Below are 16832 nucleotides of genomic sequence, written 5' to 3' on the forward strand. Positions count from 1 at the left end.
GGCTGAGCCCAGTACGAGAATCAGACCGCCACCGAGAGTTGTGATTGTTGCCATGCTCGACCTTCCGTGAAGTGGGTGGCGAGCTGAATGGCCTGCCCCGGCATGTCCGCACGGAGTGCGGCAATCGGATGGGCAGCATTGCACTGATCCACCACGCTGCGTGCGCAACTCTCACACCGGCCACACTGGGTGGCGACACCGAGTTCAAACTGGATTTCATCGAAACCCAGCCCCGCTTTGGCGTGGCGGACAATTTCTCGGTCGGAGACGCGACGGCATACACAGACAATCATGGCAGACAGGCGGTTTGGGCTGGCTGTTGAGGATGATGTCAGTATAAATGCGAATCTGTCGCATTTGCAATAACCTCTCGAAAATCCAGGTCGCAAACCATTTTTCATGGCTCGGCTGCCCCTTGGCGCTCGTGGCAGGCTAACCATGAAAAAAGCCGACCTGAGGTCGGCTTGGCGGAGTGCTGGTCTGGCTTACTTGACGTGCTTGCCGATCAGGGCAGCAAGTTCAAACATCGAAACCTGAGCCTTGCCAAAGATTTCCTTGAGCTTGGCGTCGGCATTGATCAGGCGCTTGTTCAGCTTGTCTTGCAGATCATTTTTCTTGATGTAAACCCACAGCTTGCTCACGATCTCAGTGCGCGGCAGGGGGCTGTTGCCCACCACGGCGGCCAAGGCTGCGCTGGGGGTGAGGGCCTTCATGAAAGCCGCATTGGGGGTGCGCTTTTTGGCAGGAGCTGCAGCCTTCTTGGCGGGCGCAGCAGCCTTCTTGGCGGGCGCAGCAGCCTTCTTGGCAGGAGCAGCAGCCTTGGTGGCCGGTGCTGCCTTGGCCGCTACCTTCTTGGTGGCGGGCGCAGCAGCCTTCTTGGCGGGAGCAGCGGCCTTGGTTGCCGGCGCGGCCTTTTTGGCAGGCGCTTTTGCCGGGGCTTTCTTTGCAGTTGCCATGATTGAATTTTCCTTCTGGAAGTTGATTAATCACCAGCCAAACACTGCGTTCTCGCTGGCATACCGGATGCTAATGGAGAAAAAACGGCTTTCCAAGCGAAAACGCATATTTTTCAGTGCACTCTGTTGCGCCTTTGTGTCCGCAAAGCCAATAAGGGCGCGGGTTTCGCGCATTCGGGGTGCGCTGAGGTCACTGCAGGGCCTCCGGCCATGGGTCTCCGCGCTGGCACGCTGGCACGAACTGTCGGTGGTCGGGGGCGTCTGAGCGGCACTTTTGTATGCTCTCGATCAGGCTTGTCAGTGGCGTTGGCAAGTCGTTTTCATCTCGTACATGCCATGAAAGGTCACTCTCCATGTCTTCTCTGCCTGCGGTCATCAGCACCTGCGATCTTTGTGACGAACACAAGAACGACGATTCGGGCCACTTTCGCGTGCTGCCTCCAGTGTTCAAGGCCTTTGGTGGCCGGACGGTCTTCCATGGGCCGGTGTGCATCGTCAAGGTGTTTGAAGACAATACCTTGGTGAAGCAGGCCGTCGACTCACCAGGCGAAGGGCGCGTGCTGGTGGTGGATGGGGGCGCCTCTTTGCGTCGTGCCTTGGTGGGGGGTAACCTGGCCAAGGCGGCCGCACGCAATGGCTGGGCGGGCATCGTGGTGGATGGTTGCGTACGTGATGTGGCCGAACTCAATGCAGAGGCGGTCGGGATCCGGGCGCTGGCCTTGATGCCCCTGCCCACTGAGAAGAGAGGGGAAGGGCAGTGTGATGTTGCTGTTCAGATCCAGGGGGTGTGGGTACGTCCGGGCGATTGGCTGTATGCCGATGCCGACGGCATCGTGATCAGCTCGACATCTTTGACCTGAGCGTGTCAGGATGGCTTGGGGCTGGATGCCGCAGGGCTGGCGTCGGGCAGGGTGGCCAACACGACCCCGGCCAGCGCAATGCCAAAGGCCAGCATCTGCAACAAGGTCATGGGCTCGCCCAGAAACAGGACTCCCACGGTCGCCGCAGTGATCGGTAGCATCACTGTGAACAGGCCTGCGTGCGCAGCCGGGATGGTGCGCAATCCGGTCATCCACAGCCACACTGTCCAGACGCTTGCGGCCAGCGCGTAGAACACCAGTAGCAGCCAGTAGGCGGGTGGCACGCTGGCAAAGTTGAATGACATGGCTTGGTACAGGCCGAACGGTGTGGCCAATGCCAGCCCCCAGAGGTTGATCAAGGCGCTGATGCGTCGTGCACTCAACGCGCCGGTCAAGCGCTTGCCGATCACTGCGTAGGCGCTTTCGCACAGCACGGCGCCGACGATCAGCAGGTTGCCCAGCCAGTGTGATTCAGTCGACGCTCCGCTTGCATCCGTGCCCGGGCGCACCAGGGTGAACAGCGTGATGCCCGCCACGGCCAGGCCGATGGCCACGGCCACGCGAGGGGAGATGCGCTCTTTCAGGAATATCCAGCTCAACAGTGCCACACAGGCCGGAATGCCCGACATGATCACGCCAGTGGCCACCACCGAGGTCAGCTTGACACCGTTGAGCATCAGCACAGAGAAGAGGAAGTTGCCCAGCAGGGATTCGAGGAACACCAGACGCTTGGTTGCGCTGCTCATGCGGGGTTCGTCGGGGGCGCGTCTGATCCAGCGCAACATGGCCACGGCACCGATGCCAAAGCGCAACCAGGCCAGCAGGAAAATGGGCAAGACAAGAGTGAGGGGCTTGGAAAGCGCCACATAGCTGCCGACCAATGCCATGCTGGCGGCCAGGCAGACACATGCCAGCCAACGGCTGGGGCCTGCCACCAAGCGGGGTGAAGCGTGCTGCATTCGTTACAACGTTCAAAGGAGTTGGATTGAAAACCGAAATCATGCCCGAGGAGCGGGTGCCCCGTGGCGTTCCGGCGTCGCTTGTGTTCGTGTACGGCACCTTGCGCAAGGGTGGTAGCAACGACATCAACCGCCTCGTTCCGCCGCCGGCCTTCTGCGGGTGTTCCATGGTGCCGGGGCGGCTCTTTGATCTCGGGGCCTATCCGGGCTTGCTTTTGGCAAACGGTCCCGACGAAGGGGGCAGCGCCGTTTCGGGTGAGGTGTATGCCATCGAGCCAGCACTGGAGCGGCAACTCGACCTCATTGAAGGCATACAGGGGCGGCCCGATGACGAGTATTTCCGCCGTCAGGTGTCGGTCAATGTCGAGGGGCAGAGTTGCGTTTGCCTGGTCTATGAGATCAACCCCGAGCGCGTGAATGGCCATCCATTGATCGATCACGGAGACTGGATCGGACACGTGGGTGGCGTGGTGCCCTGACGGCACCTGGACATTTGTCATGGCTTTTCACGCTACGGGTTTTGCATTTCTTATTGTGAAAATAGCCAATTGCTGCACTGCACATGAAATCCTGTCATGAGAAATTTGATTTCACAAAGAGAAATCAAAGTTGTAAGTTATTGATTTTCATAAAAAATAAAAAAGTCTTCTATAAGACATAAGATTGATTCTGACTCTTATAGAAGACTTAAAGTTCTCTCAACGCCAGCGAACTTGCAAACGCAACAAAGTTGGCACCATTCAACCAACCAGGAGTGATCACATGTCGCAATCTCTCAATTCCCAACTGAGCCGCCAGCAGCAAATCGAAGCCCTCGAAAAGGATTGGGCGCAGAACCCCCGTTGGAAGGGTGTCAAGCGCAACTACAGCGCTGCTGACGTGGTGCGTCTGCGCGGTAGCCTGTCGATTGAGCACACTTTGGCCAAGCGTGGTGCCGAAAAGCTGTGGGACCTGGTGAACGGCAGCGCCAAGAAGGGCTATGTCAACTCGTTCGGCGCAATCTCTGCTGGCCAAGCCATGCAGCAAGCCAAGGCGGGTCTGGAGGCTGTGTACCTGTCGGGCTGGCAAGTGGCTGCTGACGGCAACACTTCCGAAACCATGTACCCGGACCAGTCGCTGTACGCCTACGACTCGGTGCCCACCATGGTTCGCCGCATCAACAACACTTTCAAGCGTGCCGACGAAATCCAGTGGGGCCGCGGCATCAACCCCGGCGACAAGGAATTCATCGACTACTTCCTGCCGGTCGTGGCGGATGCTGAAGCCGGCTTCGGCGGTGTGCTGAACGCTTTCGAACTGATGAAGAACATGATCGCTGCAGGCGCTGCAGGCGTTCACTTTGAAGACCAACTGGCGGCCGTGAAGAAGTGTGGTCACATGGGCGGCAAGGTGCTGGTGCCCACCCAGGAAGCCTGCGAAAAGTTGACCGCTGCCCGCTTTGCCGCCGACGTGATGGGCGTTTCCACCATCGTGCTGGCCCGTACCGACGCCGAGGCTGCCAACCTGATCACCTCGGACCATGACGCCAACGACAAGCCGTTCCTGACCGGCGAGCGCACCCAAGAAGGCTTCTACCGTGTCAAGAACGGTCTGGAACAAGCCATCAGCCGTGGTGTGGCCTACGCCCCGTACGCCGATCTGGTGTGGTGCGAAACCGGCACGCCTGATCTGGGCTTTGCCCGTGAGTTCGCTCAAGCTGTGCACGCTGCCTGCCCTGGCAAGCTGCTGTCTTACAACTGCTCGCCTTCGTTCAACTGGCGCAAGAACCTCGACGATGCGACCATCGCACGCTTCCAGGACGAATTGTCGGCACTGGGCTACAAGTACCAGTTCATCACCCTGGCAGGCATCCACAGCAACTGGTACAACACCTTCAAGTTTGCTCATGCCTACGCCCGTGGCGAAGGCATGAAGCACTACGTCGAAATGGTGCAAGAGCCCGAGTTCGCTGCCCGTGAACAAGGCTACACCTTCGTGTCGCACCAGCAAGAAGTGGGCGCAGGTTACTTTGACGACGTCACCACCGTCATCCAGGGCGGCTCGTCCTCGGTGAAGGCTTTGACTGGCTCGACCGAAGAAGAGCAGTTCCACTGAGCGCCTGAGCGCTGCTGAGCAAGGCCCGGCGTGTCCGGGCCTTTTTTCGTGGGGTGATGAAGCTGATGTGAGGCTCGCGCTAAAATCATGACTATTCCCTGTGTACAGGGTCACCCACTGGCAAGAGCGAGAAAGGCATCTTGGTTATGACACCGCGAACTACTTCGGAGACTCCTTCGGCTCAATGAGCCACTGGTTCGCGCCTGCTCACCTGTTTTCTGCTCCACTGAACAAAGCGCGGCCTTCCCCGCGCTTTTTTTGCGCCTTCACGGATTCAACTCACAGACATCATGATTCAGATCACGCTTCCCGACGGTTCCAAACGTGAATACCCCGGCCCGGTCACGGTGGCCGAAGTGGCTGCCTCCATCGGCACCGGCCTGGCCAAGGCCGCCCTGGCCGGCAAGATTGGCGACAAGGTGGTGGACACCAGCCATGCCATCACCTCGGACAGCCCGCTGTCCATCATCACAGCCAAGGATGCGGATGGTCTTGAGGTGATCCGCCATTCGACCGCCCACTTGTTGGCTTATGCCGTCAAGGAGCTCTTTCCGGATGCTCAGGTCACCATCGGGCCTGTCATCGAGAACGGCTTTTATTACGACTTCTCCTACAAGCGTCCTTTCACGCCTGAGGACTTGGCTGCGATTGAGAAGCGCATGTCCGAGTTGGCCGCCAAGGATGAGCCAGTCGTGCGCCGCGTGTTGCCGCGTGATGAGGCAGTGGCGTACTTCAAGGGCATCGGCGAGCACTACAAGGCGGAGATCATCGCCAGCATCCCCAGCAACGAGGACGTTAGCCTGTACCGTGAGGGTAATTTCGAAGACCTCTGCCGTGGTCCTCACGTGCCGAGCACCGGCAAGCTCAAGTTTTTCAAGTTGATGAAAGTGGCTGGCGCCTATTGGCGTGGTGACCATCGCAACGAAATGCTTCAGCGTGTCTACGGTACCGCCTGGGCCAGCAAGGATGACCTGCAGCAGTACCTGACGATGTTGGAGGAGGCCGAGAAACGAGACCACCGAAAGCTTGGTAAGGAGCTTGATCTCTTTCACATCGACGAGCACTCGCCGGGGACCGTGTTCTGGCACCCCAAGGGTTGGACGGTCTGGCAGGAAGTCGAGCAATACATGCGTCGTGTCTATCGCGACAACGGCTATCAGGAAGTCAAGGGACCGCAAATCTTGGATCAGGGCCTGTGGGAGAAGACGGGGCACTGGGACAAGTACCGTGAGAACATGTTCACCACGGAGTCCGAGAAGCGGGACTACGCGCTCAAGCCGATGAACTGCCCGGGGCACATCCTGATCTTCAAGCAGGGCATCAAGAGTTACCGTGACCTGCCGCTGCGGTTTGGGGAGTTTGGGCAGTGCCACCGCAATGAACCCACGGGTGGGTTGCACGGCATCATGCGCGTGCGGGCGTTTACCCAGGACGATGGGCATATCTTCTGCACCGAGGATCAGATTCAGAGCGAAGTCATTGCGTTCACGACCCTGCTGCAAAAGGTCTACAAGGACTTTGGATTCAAGGACATCATCTACAAGCTCTCCACCCGTCCCGAAAAGCGGATTGGCTCTGAGGAGAGTTGGGATCGTGCTGAGAATGCGTTGGCCGAGGGGTTGCGCGCATCGGGCTGCGATTTTGAATACCTGCCGGGTGAGGGTGCCTTCTATGGTCCAAAGATCGAGTACACGCTGAAGGATGCGCTGGGTCGTCCTTGGCAGTGCGGCACCATTCAGGTGGATCCGAACATGCCGGAGCGCCTGGATGCCGAGTTTGTCGGTGAGGATGGTGCTCGTCACCGTCCGATCATGTTGCACCGAGCCATCGTGGGTAGCCTGGAGCGATTCATCGGAATCTTGATCGAACAACACGCTGGCGCGTTGCCCACGTGGCTGGCTCCGGTGCAGGTTTCGGTGCTCAACATCACCGATTCGCAGGCCGATTACTGCCGTGAACTGGTCAAAATGCTTGAGAATCAAGGGCTTAGGGTCCAGTTAGATCTGCGCAACGAGAAAATTACGTATAAAATACGCGAGCATTCGTTGCAAAAGCTGCCTTACATCTTGGTCGTGGGTGACAAAGAGAAGGCTGCAGGTGCCGTTGCGGTACGCGCCCGGGGTAACAAAGACCTCGGAGTGATGTCGGTGGAAGCTTTCGTTCAAACGATCGCTTCAGACATCGCCTCTAAAGCTTGACGTCGAGTCAATGATCGCTTTAGCTGACGCGTTGCCGTCGGCTAAAGCTGCATGTGCAGCCATTATTTAAAGGACACTAGCCATCGCTACTGAATTTCGTGATCGTCGCCAGCGGGAAGAGCGCAAGCACCGTCTGAACCGTGAAATCATGGCTCCGGAAGTTCGACTCTCCGGTCCGGAAAACGAGCCCATCGGCATCGTCAGCCTTGCGGAAGCGCTTCGCATGGCGGGTGAGTTGGATGTGGATCTGGTTGAAATCGCGGCCACTGCGAACCCGCCAGTCTGTCGTTTGATGGATTACGGCAAGTTCAAGTACCAAGAGCAGAAAAAAGCTGCTGAGGCGAAGTCCAAGCAAAAAGTCATCGAGGTCAAGGAAGTCAAATTCCGTCCCGGCACTGATGATGGCGACTACAACATCAAGATGCGCAACATCAAGCGTTTTCTTGAAGACGGCGACAAATGCAAGATCACCTTGCGATTCCGTGGGCGTGAGATCACGCACCAGGAAATCGGCATGGCCTTGTTGCAGCGCATTCGGGACGAGCTGGCTGACCTGATCGTGGTCGAGCAGTTCCCCAAGCTGGAAGGGCGGCAGATGATCATGATGATCGCCCCTGGAAAGCGCAAACCCTCTGCAGCCAAGGCTGTTGAGGCGGGCGCTGCAGCTGCATCGGTTTGATCAAAGCAGAACACTGAAGCCTTGCGCAAGCAGGGTTTCGGCAGGCGGCTGGCAGTGATGCCTGCTGTCCAGGTGACGGGGCTAGCCCTGTTGCCGACCAAGTGGCTCGGGGCCATCAAGGCTGCAATCAGTTTGCAGACGCCTCACGAGCACAATGTAAAAGGAGCATGAACATGCCCAAAATGAAGACCAAGAGCAGCGCAAAGAAGCGCTTCCGTGTCCGTCCGGGTGGTACCGTCAAGCGCGGTCAAGCCTTCAAGCGTCACATCTTGACCAAGAAGACCACCAAGAACAAGCGTCACCTCCGCGGTGCTGTGGCTGTGCATGAGACCAACATGGGTCACATGGCGCAGATGCTGCCCGGTGCTGGCCTGTAATCAACTGACGAACAAGGAGTAATTCAATGCCTCGCGTCAAACGTGGTGTAACGGCTCGTGCCCGTCACAAAAAGGTTCTGGCCCTCGCCAAGGGTTTCCGTGGTCGCCGCGGTAATGTTTTCCGCATCGCCAAGCAGGCGGTGATGAAGGCTGGGCAATATGCCTACCGTGACCGCCGTACCAAGAAGCGTGTGTTCCGCCAGTTGTGGATCGCCCGTATCAATGCCGCTGCACGTGAACTGGGCCTGACCTACAGCCAGTTCGCCAACGGCCTGAAGAAGGCTTCCATCGAGATCGACCGCAAGATGCTGGCCGACCTCGCTGTGCATGACAAGGCTGCCTTCGGCAGCATCGTGAACCAAGTCAAGGCCAAGCTGGCTGCTTGATTTTTCACGGCTACGCCCCGCCTTGTGTGGGGCGCTGCGAACAAGAAACAAGGGCTAGGGCTTTGCACAAAGCTTTAGCCCTTTTTCATTGACAAGAGATTTTATGAACGAGTTGGACGCACTGGTCGACAGCGCCAGACAAGGTTTCGAGCAAGCTGCTACCCCGGCAGACCTGGAGAACGCCAAGGCGGTCTTTCTGGGCAAGTCGGGTCGCATCACCGAGTTGATGAAGGGCTTGGCGAGTTTGTCGATTGATGAGAAGAAGGCCCGAGGCGCCGTCATCAACCAAGCCAAGCAGGCCATTGAGGCCGCGCTGAATGCCCGTCGCCAGGCGCTTGCAGACGCCGAACTGGATGCCCAACTCAAGGCCGAGGCGCTGGATGTGACGCTCGCCGGACGTCAGGCCGGGCAGGGCGGTTTGCACCCTGTGTCGCTGACACTCGAGCGCATCGAAGGCATTTTCGGTTCGATGGGCTTTGATGTGGCTCAGGGGCCTGAGATCGAATCCGACTGGTTCAACTTCACGGCGCTCAACACGCCTGAGGACCACCCGGCCCGCTCCATGCACGACACTTTCTATGTCGAAGGCGGGACTGCAACGGCACCGAATCTGTTGCGTACGCACACCAGCCCGATGCAAATCCGCCATGCAGTGCAACATGTGAACGCGCATCGTCATCTGCTGGATGCCGGTGAGACCATGCCTGAGATTCGGGTCATCGCGCCTGGCCGCACTTACCGCGTCGACAGCGACGCCACCCATTCACCGATGTTCCATCAGTGCGAGGGCCTTTGGATCGGCGCCAATGTCAGCTTCAAGGATCTGAAGGTCGTCTTCACGGATTTCTGCCGCACCTTTTTTGAGTCGGACGATCTGGTGCTGCGCTTCCGCCCCAGTTTCTTTCCGTTCACCGAGCCCAGCGCCGAGATCGATATTCAGTTCCAGAGTGGCCCCTTGGCGGGGCGCTGGCTCGAGGTGGCGGGGTCCGGGCAGGTGCACCCCAACGTGGTTCGCAACATGGGATTGGACCCTGAAAAGTACATCGGCTTTGCCTTTGGCATGGGCCCGGATCGACTGACCATGCTGCGCTATGGCGTGAACGATCTGCGCCTGTTCTTTGATGGCGACATCCGCTTCCTGTCCCAGTTCCAGTAACCCGTTTTGAGGCCTTGGCGGGCCGCGGTGCTCATGATGCGCCGCCTGTGCGCCACGCCTTCACCAGAAGAGTCCGACTATGCAATTTCCTGAATCCTGGTTGCGTGAGTTCTGCAACCCGCCGCTGACGACGGCTGAGCTTTCCGAGGCCCTCACGATGGCGGGTCTCGAGGTGGAAGAGTTGCAGCCTGTTGCGCCTCCTTTCACCCGCGTGGTGGTGGGGGAGATCAAGCAGGCAGAGCAGCATCCCAATGCCGACCGACTGCGTGTGTGCCAGGTGGATGTGGGCCAGGCTGAGCTGCTCAACATCGTCTGTGGTGCGCCCAATGCGCGTGTGGGCATCCGCATTCCTTGCGCGATGGTGGGTGCCGAGTTGCCGCCGGGTGAGGATGGCAAGCCTTTTGTGATCAAGGTTGGCAAGCTGCGGGGCGTGGAAAGCCAGGGCATGCTGTGTTCGGCCCGAGAGTTGAAGCTGTCCGAAGACCATGGCGGTCTGATGGAGCTGCCTGCCGATGCGCCGCTGGGTCAGAACATCCGCGACTACCTTCAGCTGGATGACACGCTGTTCACGTTGAAGCTCACCCCGAATTTGGCACACTGCCTGAGCGTGTATGGGATCGCGCGTGAAGTCTCGGCGCTCACAGGAAGCCCCTTGCTGCAGCCTGAGTTCCCCACCCTGGCAGCGGTTCATGATCAGCGGTTGCCTGTGACAATCAGCGCGCCTGATCTGTGTGGCCGCTTTTCGGGCCGTGTGGTGCGTGGTGTGAACCCCAAGGCAGCCACCCCAAAGTGGATGGTGGACCGTTTGGCGCGTTGTGGTCAACGCAGCGTGACGCCGTTGGTGGACATCTCCAACTACGTGATGTTCGAGTTGGGGCGTCCATCGCACATTTTTGATCTTGACAAGATCCATGGCGGCTTGGACGTGCGCTGGGGGCGTGAAGGTGAATCTCTGAAGCTGCTCAACGGCAACACCATCACGGTGGACGGCCAGGTGGGCGTGATCGCCGATGAGCAACAGGTCGAGTCTCTGGCGGGCATCATGGGCGGAGATTCGACGTCAGTGTCTGACGACACGCAGAACGTGTACGTCGAAGCCGCGTTCTGGTGGCCCAAGGCGGTGGCGGGCCGTTCGCGCCGGTTCAATTTCTCGACCGATGCAGGTCATCGATTCGAGCGTGGTGTCGATCCTGAACTCACGGTCGAGCACATCGAGCGCATCACCCAGTTGATCCTCGACATCTGTGGTGGCCAGCCGGGTCCGATTGATGATCAGCGGGTCAATGTGCCGTCTCCTCAGGCTGTCACGCTGCGTGTGGCCCGTGCTGAGAAGGTCATCGGCATGCCTTTGGGGCAAGATCGCTGCGCCTTGGCCCTGCGCCGCTTGGGCCTGCCACTCACCGAAGGCTCGGGGACCCTGACCGTGACCCCGCCGTCCTATCGCTTCGACCTGACCCTTGAGGAAGATCTGATCGAAGAAGTGGCTCGGATGGTGGGCTACAACAACCTGCCGACCACCAAGCCGCTGGCGCCCATTGCGCCCAAGTTGCGCGCGGAGGCTCAGCGCAGTTCCTTTGCGGTGCGTCGTCTGCTGGCGGGTCTGGGCTACCAGGAAACCATCAACTTCAGTTTCGTTGATGCGTCTTGGGAGCACGAACTCGCAGCCAATCCCAATCCGATCAAGCTGCTGAATCCAATTGCAAGCCAGATGAGCGTGATGCGCTCGTCGCTGATCGGGTCCCTCCTGCAGGTCCTCAAGTTCAATGCAGACCGCAAAGCGTCCCGCGTGCGTGTTTTTGAATTGGGCCGCGTGTTCCTGCGCGATGCCTCTGTGGCGGATTCGATCACCACGGTTTCGGGTTTCGATCAGCCGATGCGGGTGGCCGGCGTGGCCTGGGGGTCGCAGGCGTCCACCCAATGGGGCATGGCCGAAAGAGCCGTTGACTTCTACGACATCAAGGGCGATGTTGAAGCTTTGCTGGCCCCGCTCAAGCCCGTCTTTGTGCCGGCTGAGCATCCGTCCCTTCACCCTGGTCGCACTGCTGCGGTGCAACTGGATGGGCACACCATTGGCCATGTCGGTGAGTTGCATCCGCGTTGGCGCCAGAAATGGGGCTTCGCCTCGTCGCCTCTGGTGTTTGAACTGGACTTGGACCCTGTGTTGGCGCGTCGTGTGCCGGCCTTCGAGCCCGTCTCGCGTTTGCAGCCGGTCACCCGCGACATTGCTGTTGTGTTGGGGGATCAGGTCACGTATGCCGCCGTAGAGTCGGCCATCCGTGCGGCCGATACGGGCAGTTTGTTGCGTGACGTGACGCTGTTCGACCTGTACCGCCCCAAGGTCCAGAAAGATGGCGCTGTGGTGCAGGGCGGTTTGGCCGCGGGGGAAAAGAGTCTGGCCATTCGCCTCACGCTGCATGGTGGCGACAATACCCTCACCGATGAGCAGATCGAAGTGGCCGTGCAGGCTGTGTTGCAGAAGCTGGCGACCGACACCGGCGCCCGCCTGCGTGCTTGAGAGGATGCAAGACAACATGGCGACTCTTCCTGAGATCGAGTTCGCGGTCGATGACCTCGAAACGACTGCGCTGACCAAGGCTCAATTGGCTGATCTTTTGTTTGAGCAGATCGGCTTGAACAAGCGTGAGTCCAAAGACATGGTTGACGCTTTCTTTGACTTGGTCGCAGAGAGCCTGGTGTCGGGGGAGGATGTGAAAATTTCCGGCTTCGGCAATTTCCAGATCCGTACCAAGGCACCCCGCCCGGGGCGCAACCCCCGCACGGGCGAGGCCATTCCGATCGGGGCTCGGCGCGTTGTGACCTTCCATGCCAGCCACAAGCTCAAAGAGCAGATCCAAGGCTGAGGACTCGGTCACTCTTTTGCGAGAGACCTGTCCGTGCTGGCTGGCATTTGAGGCAGCTCTGCAGTAACCTAAAAGCTTTTCGTGTCGTCCGTCATCCACATGGCAAACCCATTGCCCCCCATTCCGGTCAAACGCTACTTCACCATTGGTGAGGTGGGTGAGCTGTGCGGCGTCAAGCCGCACGTTCTGCGGTATTGGGAGCAAGAGTTCACTCAGCTGCGTCCCATGAAGCGCCGGGGAAATCGCCGCTACTACCAGCACCATGAGGTGCTGATGATCCGGCGCATCCGGGACTTGCTTTACGACCAGGGCTTCACCATCGTCGGGGCACGCAACAAGCTCCAAGAAGTCGGTGGCATGGAGCAGCTTGCTCCCGAGGATGACCGGTCTCAGGTGGCGACTCAAGGCGCTGCCTCGACGATGGCGTCTACCGATGAGGGCCAGCACCTGGCGGGCAAGCTGCCGGCCGTGGGTGATCTGCAGGCGCTTCGCAAAGAATTATTTGAGATTTGCGAGCTTCTCGCCGAAAGTGCCTAAAAACCGCTATATAATTTAATTCTTGTCGGCGTGTAGCGCAGCCTGGTAGCGCACTTGCATGGGGTGCAAGGGGTCGCGAGTTCGAATCCCGCCACGCCGACCATTTTATTCCAGTGAATCAATGGGTCAGTTCTCAAAAGGAACTGACCCATTTTTCATTTCTCGACCGATTGAATGCGCTCTGGGGCATGGGCCGTTCGGATGGGTCGTCAGCAGATCCCCGACATGGCTTGCCAACTAATTCACCGATTGGTTTGAGGCTTGGTCCTGCGGTGGTCGGGTTTTGTTGAAAGCGCCCCCACCCCTCGTTATGATCCTGGTGACAGAATGTTACCCATCATTACATTTCGAGCCGGCCTGCTGAAACCTTGGCACGGTCGACACGATTGTTTGATGGTTCTTTGGAATCACAAGAATCATGAACAACGCACTGCGTGAGATCTTTGCCAAACAAGGGCGCATGGCCCAGGTCCTGGAAGGCCTGAGTGACGATGCAGACCTGTTTGCAGCCGGCCTGGACAGTCTGGCCATCGTCAACGTCATGTTGGCCGTCGAAGATCGTTTCGATGTCGAAATCCCTGACGAATACCTGAACCGAGCCACTTTCTCCAGCATTGCGGCATTGGCCACTGTTCTGCACAAGTTGCAAGCTGAGCAAGCCTCCACATGACCACCGCCACCCCCATGCGCCCGGTTGAAGCCCTGCCGGGAGCGGCCTCGTGCCGCGATGATTGGGCGGCCCGAGCAGCGGCGATTGCTGAAGTGGCTGCACGCCACGCCCACGAGGTGGATCGTGATGGCCGTTTTCCCGCTGAGGCCGTGCAGGCCATGCGCGACTCGGGCTTGTTGGCTGCCTGGGTTCCCGAGTCGCTGGGCGGGCCGGGCCTGAGCTTGCGCCAGATCGCCGCCATGTGTGCCCAGATCGGCGGCGCCTGTGGTGCCAGCGGCATGATCTTTGCCATGCACCAGATCAAGCTGTCTTCGATCGTGCACCATGCCGGAAGCTCTCCCTGGTACCAGGCATTGCAAAAGCGCGTGGTCGCCGAGGCCTTGCTGCTGGGTTCGGTGACCTCCGAGGTCGGGGTGGGCGGCGATATCCGTCGCTCACTGACCCACGTGGTCCGCCAGGGAGACCGTTTCACGCTCGACAAGCATGGCTCGGTGGTTTCCTATGGTGCTTACGCAGACGCCTTGCTGATCACGGCCCGCGCAGACGAGCAGTCTCCCCCCAACGGCCAGGTCATGGTCACCCTGCTGAAAGACCAGTACCAACTGGAAAAGACGGGCGACTGGGATGCCATGGGCATGCGCGGCACTTGCAGCGACGCCTTCATGATCCGTTCCGAAGGGGCTTGCGAGCAGATTTTCGAGGCACCTTTTGCCGAGATCATTGCCAACACCATGCTGCCGGTCTCGCACATCCTGTGGTCCAGCGTCTGGTTTGGCATTGCGCACAGCGCTTTGCTGCGGGCCCGTACCCATCTGCGTGCGGTGATGAAGCAATCGGGCGGACAACTGCCGGCCGCTGCCACGCGCCTGCCTGATCTGGTGGCCCGGGTGCAGTTGCTGCATGCGCGCCTGGTGTCGGCAGCCACCCGTTTCGAGCTTGCGATGGCATCGGGGCAGGGGGCTTTGCCGATGTCCCTGACGACCGATCTGACCTTGCTCAAGAGCACCATGTCCGAAGGCTGTCTTGCGGTGGTGCAGGAGGCCCTGACCACGGTCGGCTTCGCCGGTTACAAGACCGACGGTGTGGCCAGCCTGGGTCGCCACCTGCGCGACCTGCACTCAGCTCCGTTGATGATCAACAACGCACGTTTGATTGAAACCATGAGCAGCTTCCTGCTGATGGATCCCTTGCAATTCGGATTGGCCTGATATGAGCGACGCCTTGGACACGAGTCCCACTTTTCTTGAGCAGTTGATTGCTGCGGGCCACCTGATTCCCATGGGTGTGGATGGCCTGTATGGCAAGAGCGGTGTATTCGAAGACATCCTCGACAAGCTCGATCGTCTGATCACCCGCTACGGCGCTGATCAGAAGGCCGAGGTGATGCGCTTCCCACCCGCCATCTCGCAGCAAACCTTTGAAGAGAGCGAGTACCTCAAGACGTTCCCGCATTTCGCGGGTACCGTGCATTGCTTTTGCGGCGACGAAAGCGAGCACCGGCGCATTCTCGAGTGCGTGGCCGAGGGCAAGGATTGGACCGAAAGCCAGAAGGCCTCCGGTGTGGTGTTGACGCCGGCTGCCTGTTATCCCTCTTACCCAGTGGTCGCGCGACGTGGTCCGGTGGGGCCCGACGGGGTGACCCTGGACTTGATGTCCTATTGTTTCCGGCACGAGCCTTCGCTGGAGCCCACTCGCCTGCAACTGTTCCGCATGCGTGAATATGTGCGCGTCGGTACGCCTGACCAGGTGCTTGCTTTCCGCGCCCATTGGCTTGAGGCTGGTGAAAAGCTCGTGCGCTCCCTGGCCCTGCCCTTGATCATCGATGTGGCCAACGATCCCTTCTTCGGCCGTGCCGGCCGAGTGTTGGCGGCTAGCCAGCGGCAGCAAAAACTCAAGTTCGAACTGCTGGTGCCGGTCAACAGCGAAGAGAACCCGACGGCCTGCCTGAGCTTCAACTACCACATGGACCACTTTGGTCTGATCTGGAAGCTGCGTACCCCAGGCGATGAGGTGGCTCACACCGCCTGCGTCGGTTTTGGCATGGAGCGCATCACCCTGGCCCTGTTCCGCCACCATGGGTTCGACCCCAAGGCCTGGCCGGCTGACGTGCAGGCGGCGTTGGGAGGGTTCTGATGTTGGGCGAGGCCCTTCCGCTGCCGGCCTACAGCCCGCACGCGGTGCATGGCGCCGAGCGCCATTGGCCGCAGTCCAACTGCAGCCTGGACCTTTGGATCACCTACCTCAACCACCTGGGTTTGGCGCCCGAGGCCTTGATGGGGGCGCTGGTCCAGTTGGACTACGAAGGGGATCAATTCACTTTCTGCAAGTTCGAGCCTGCCGACCTGGCTGACCTGCACGGGTTGGTTCTGCGCGAGTTGGCGATGTTCGATCGCCTGCAAGACCATGTCCAGGCCCAGGTGGCGCGTGGTCACCTGGTGCTGGTGGAGCTGGATGGCTTTCACATGCCTGACACCCGCAGCACCTCCTACCAGCGCGAGCACAGCAAGACCACCATCGGCATCGAATCCATCGACCCCGAACGGCAGCGGCTGGGCTACTTCCACAACGCGGGGCGATATGTCCTGCAAGGGGATGACTATCGGGCCTTGTTTGCCATCGACACGGTGGACCGACAGGCCACCGGGGCGCTGTTGCCTTACACCGAAGTCCTGCAGCGCAAGCGTGCGCCTCTGCCGCCCGAGGCCTTGCGCGATGCGGCCCGAGCTGCCTTGCGTCAGCACCTGACCCTGGCTCCCGTGGCCAATCCATTCCTCGCCTACCAGCAGCAGTACGAGGCTGATCTGGCGCGGGTCATCGAGCGTGGCAATGAATACTTCCACCTCTATGCCTTCAACCATTTCCGCCAGTTTGGCGCTGTGTTCGGCTTGATGGAGCACTTTTTGCGATGGCTCGGAGACGGGGCTTTGCTGCCATTGGCAGACCATTGCGACCAGATCGCAGCTCAGGCGAAGCTGATGCAGTTTCGCGTGGTGCGCGCAGTCGCACGGCGCAAGCCGGACGACTCCGGCCGCATCCTGAGCGATGTGGCCGAACGCTGGGACGCCGTCATCGGCGGTCTGCGTCAGCACCTGGGCTGAG

At 59.6% G+C, this 16832-nt stretch carries 18 protein-coding genes and 1 tRNA gene; 16 read left to right on the forward strand and 3 right to left on the reverse strand.

Translation table 11 applies throughout. From position 1 onward, the window contains the following. Positions 1-20 precede the first annotated feature (20 nt). Together AC3WUT_RS00555 and AC3WUT_RS00560 are read right to left on the reverse strand one after the other, a co-directional pair. The gene (locus tag AC3WUT_RS00555; RefSeq protein WP_492345585.1) at positions 21-293 is read right to left on the reverse strand and encodes a (2Fe-2S)-binding protein; all 273 of its coding nucleotides are present in this window, start codon (positions 291-293) and stop codon (positions 21-23) included. Positions 294-485: 192 nt separating this feature from the next. Continuing rightward, positions 486-956, reverse strand: coding sequence for an SWIB/MDM2 domain-containing protein (locus tag AC3WUT_RS00560; RefSeq protein WP_492345125.1), 471 nt, complete (start codon positions 954-956; stop codon positions 486-488). Between the two features lie 353 nt (positions 957-1309). Between AC3WUT_RS00560 and rraA the strand changes: the two genes are divergently transcribed. Continuing rightward, complete coding sequence (gene rraA, locus AC3WUT_RS00565; RefSeq protein WP_492345126.1) at positions 1310-1816, forward strand: ribonuclease E activity regulator RraA; 507 nt, start codon at positions 1310-1312, stop codon at positions 1814-1816. A 5-nt stretch (positions 1817-1821) separates the two neighbouring features. Here the strand turns inward: rraA and AC3WUT_RS00570 are convergent, their stop codons facing one another. Then, on the reverse strand, positions 1822-2703 hold the full coding sequence (locus tag AC3WUT_RS00570) for a DMT family transporter (RefSeq protein WP_492345127.1): 882 nt from the start codon (positions 2701-2703) through the stop codon (positions 1822-1824). Between the two features lie 98 nt (positions 2704-2801). Between AC3WUT_RS00570 and AC3WUT_RS00575 the strand changes: the two genes are divergently transcribed. The 15 genes from AC3WUT_RS00575 to AC3WUT_RS00645 all read left to right on the forward strand — a co-directional run bounded on the left by AC3WUT_RS00575 (position 2802) and on the right by AC3WUT_RS00645 (position 16831). Further along, on the forward strand, positions 2802-3254 hold the full coding sequence (locus AC3WUT_RS00575; protein WP_492345128.1) for a gamma-glutamylcyclotransferase family protein: 453 nt from the start codon (positions 2802-2804) through the stop codon (positions 3252-3254). Positions 3255-3537: 283 nt separating this feature from the next. Next, positions 3538-4869, forward strand: a complete 1332-nt coding sequence (gene aceA / locus AC3WUT_RS00580; protein WP_492345129.1) for an isocitrate lyase — start codon at positions 3538-3540, stop codon at positions 4867-4869. Positions 4870-5159: 290 nt separating this feature from the next. Next, on the forward strand, positions 5160-7067 hold the full coding sequence (gene thrS / locus AC3WUT_RS00585) for a threonine--tRNA ligase (protein WP_492345130.1): 1908 nt from the start codon (positions 5160-5162) through the stop codon (positions 7065-7067). An 82-nt stretch (positions 7068-7149) separates the two neighbouring features. Beyond that, positions 7150-7746, forward strand: coding sequence for a translation initiation factor IF-3 (gene infC / locus AC3WUT_RS00590; protein ID WP_492345586.1), 597 nt, complete (start codon positions 7150-7152; stop codon positions 7744-7746). A gap of 173 nt (positions 7747-7919) precedes the next feature. Then, positions 7920-8123, forward strand: a complete 204-nt coding sequence (gene rpmI, locus AC3WUT_RS00595) for a 50S ribosomal protein L35 (protein ID WP_027475501.1) — start codon at positions 7920-7922, stop codon at positions 8121-8123. A 26-nt stretch (positions 8124-8149) separates the two neighbouring features. Then, positions 8150-8509, forward strand: a complete 360-nt coding sequence (gene rplT, locus AC3WUT_RS00600) for a 50S ribosomal protein L20 (protein ID WP_027475500.1) — start codon at positions 8150-8152, stop codon at positions 8507-8509. Positions 8510-8612: 103 nt separating this feature from the next. Then, positions 8613-9665, forward strand: a complete 1053-nt coding sequence (pheS, locus tag AC3WUT_RS00605; protein WP_492345131.1) for a phenylalanine--tRNA ligase subunit alpha — start codon at positions 8613-8615, stop codon at positions 9663-9665. 79 nt (positions 9666-9744) lie between these two features. Beyond that, on the forward strand, positions 9745-12180 hold the full coding sequence (gene pheT / locus AC3WUT_RS00610; RefSeq protein ID WP_492345132.1) for a phenylalanine--tRNA ligase subunit beta: 2436 nt from the start codon (positions 9745-9747) through the stop codon (positions 12178-12180). Between the two features lie 16 nt (positions 12181-12196). Then, positions 12197-12526: an integration host factor subunit alpha gene (locus AC3WUT_RS00615; protein WP_425389175.1), complete on the forward strand. Its 330-nt coding sequence runs from the start codon at positions 12197-12199 to the stop codon at positions 12524-12526. Positions 12527-12625: 99 nt separating this feature from the next. Beyond that, positions 12626-13063, forward strand: coding sequence for a MerR family transcriptional regulator (locus AC3WUT_RS00620; RefSeq protein ID WP_492345587.1), 438 nt, complete (start codon positions 12626-12628; stop codon positions 13061-13063). A 26-nt stretch (positions 13064-13089) separates the two neighbouring features. Then, positions 13090-13166: transfer RNA gene (locus AC3WUT_RS00625), tRNA-Pro, on the forward strand. A gap of 315 nt (positions 13167-13481) precedes the next feature. Continuing rightward, on the forward strand, positions 13482-13733 hold the full coding sequence (locus tag AC3WUT_RS00630; RefSeq protein ID WP_492345133.1) for an acyl carrier protein: 252 nt from the start codon (positions 13482-13484) through the stop codon (positions 13731-13733). Beyond that, positions 13730-14941 (forward strand): acyl-CoA dehydrogenase family protein, encoded by a 1212-nt coding sequence (locus tag AC3WUT_RS00635; RefSeq protein ID WP_492345134.1) that lies wholly within the window; start codon positions 13730-13732, stop codon positions 14939-14941. Before AC3WUT_RS00630 ends, AC3WUT_RS00635 begins: the two co-directional genes overlap by 4 nt. A gap of 1 nt (position 14942) precedes the next feature. Then, positions 14943-15866, forward strand: coding sequence for an amino acid--[acyl-carrier-protein] ligase (locus AC3WUT_RS00640; protein ID WP_492345135.1), 924 nt, complete (start codon positions 14943-14945; stop codon positions 15864-15866). Further along, positions 15866-16831 (forward strand): DUF1839 family protein, encoded by a 966-nt coding sequence (locus AC3WUT_RS00645; protein WP_492345136.1) that lies wholly within the window; start codon positions 15866-15868, stop codon positions 16829-16831. Before AC3WUT_RS00640 ends, AC3WUT_RS00645 begins: the two co-directional genes overlap by 1 nt. Position 16832: the final 1 nt, after the last annotated feature.

The organism is Curvibacter sp. EU05-FHT14A10 (assembly GCF_058791075.1).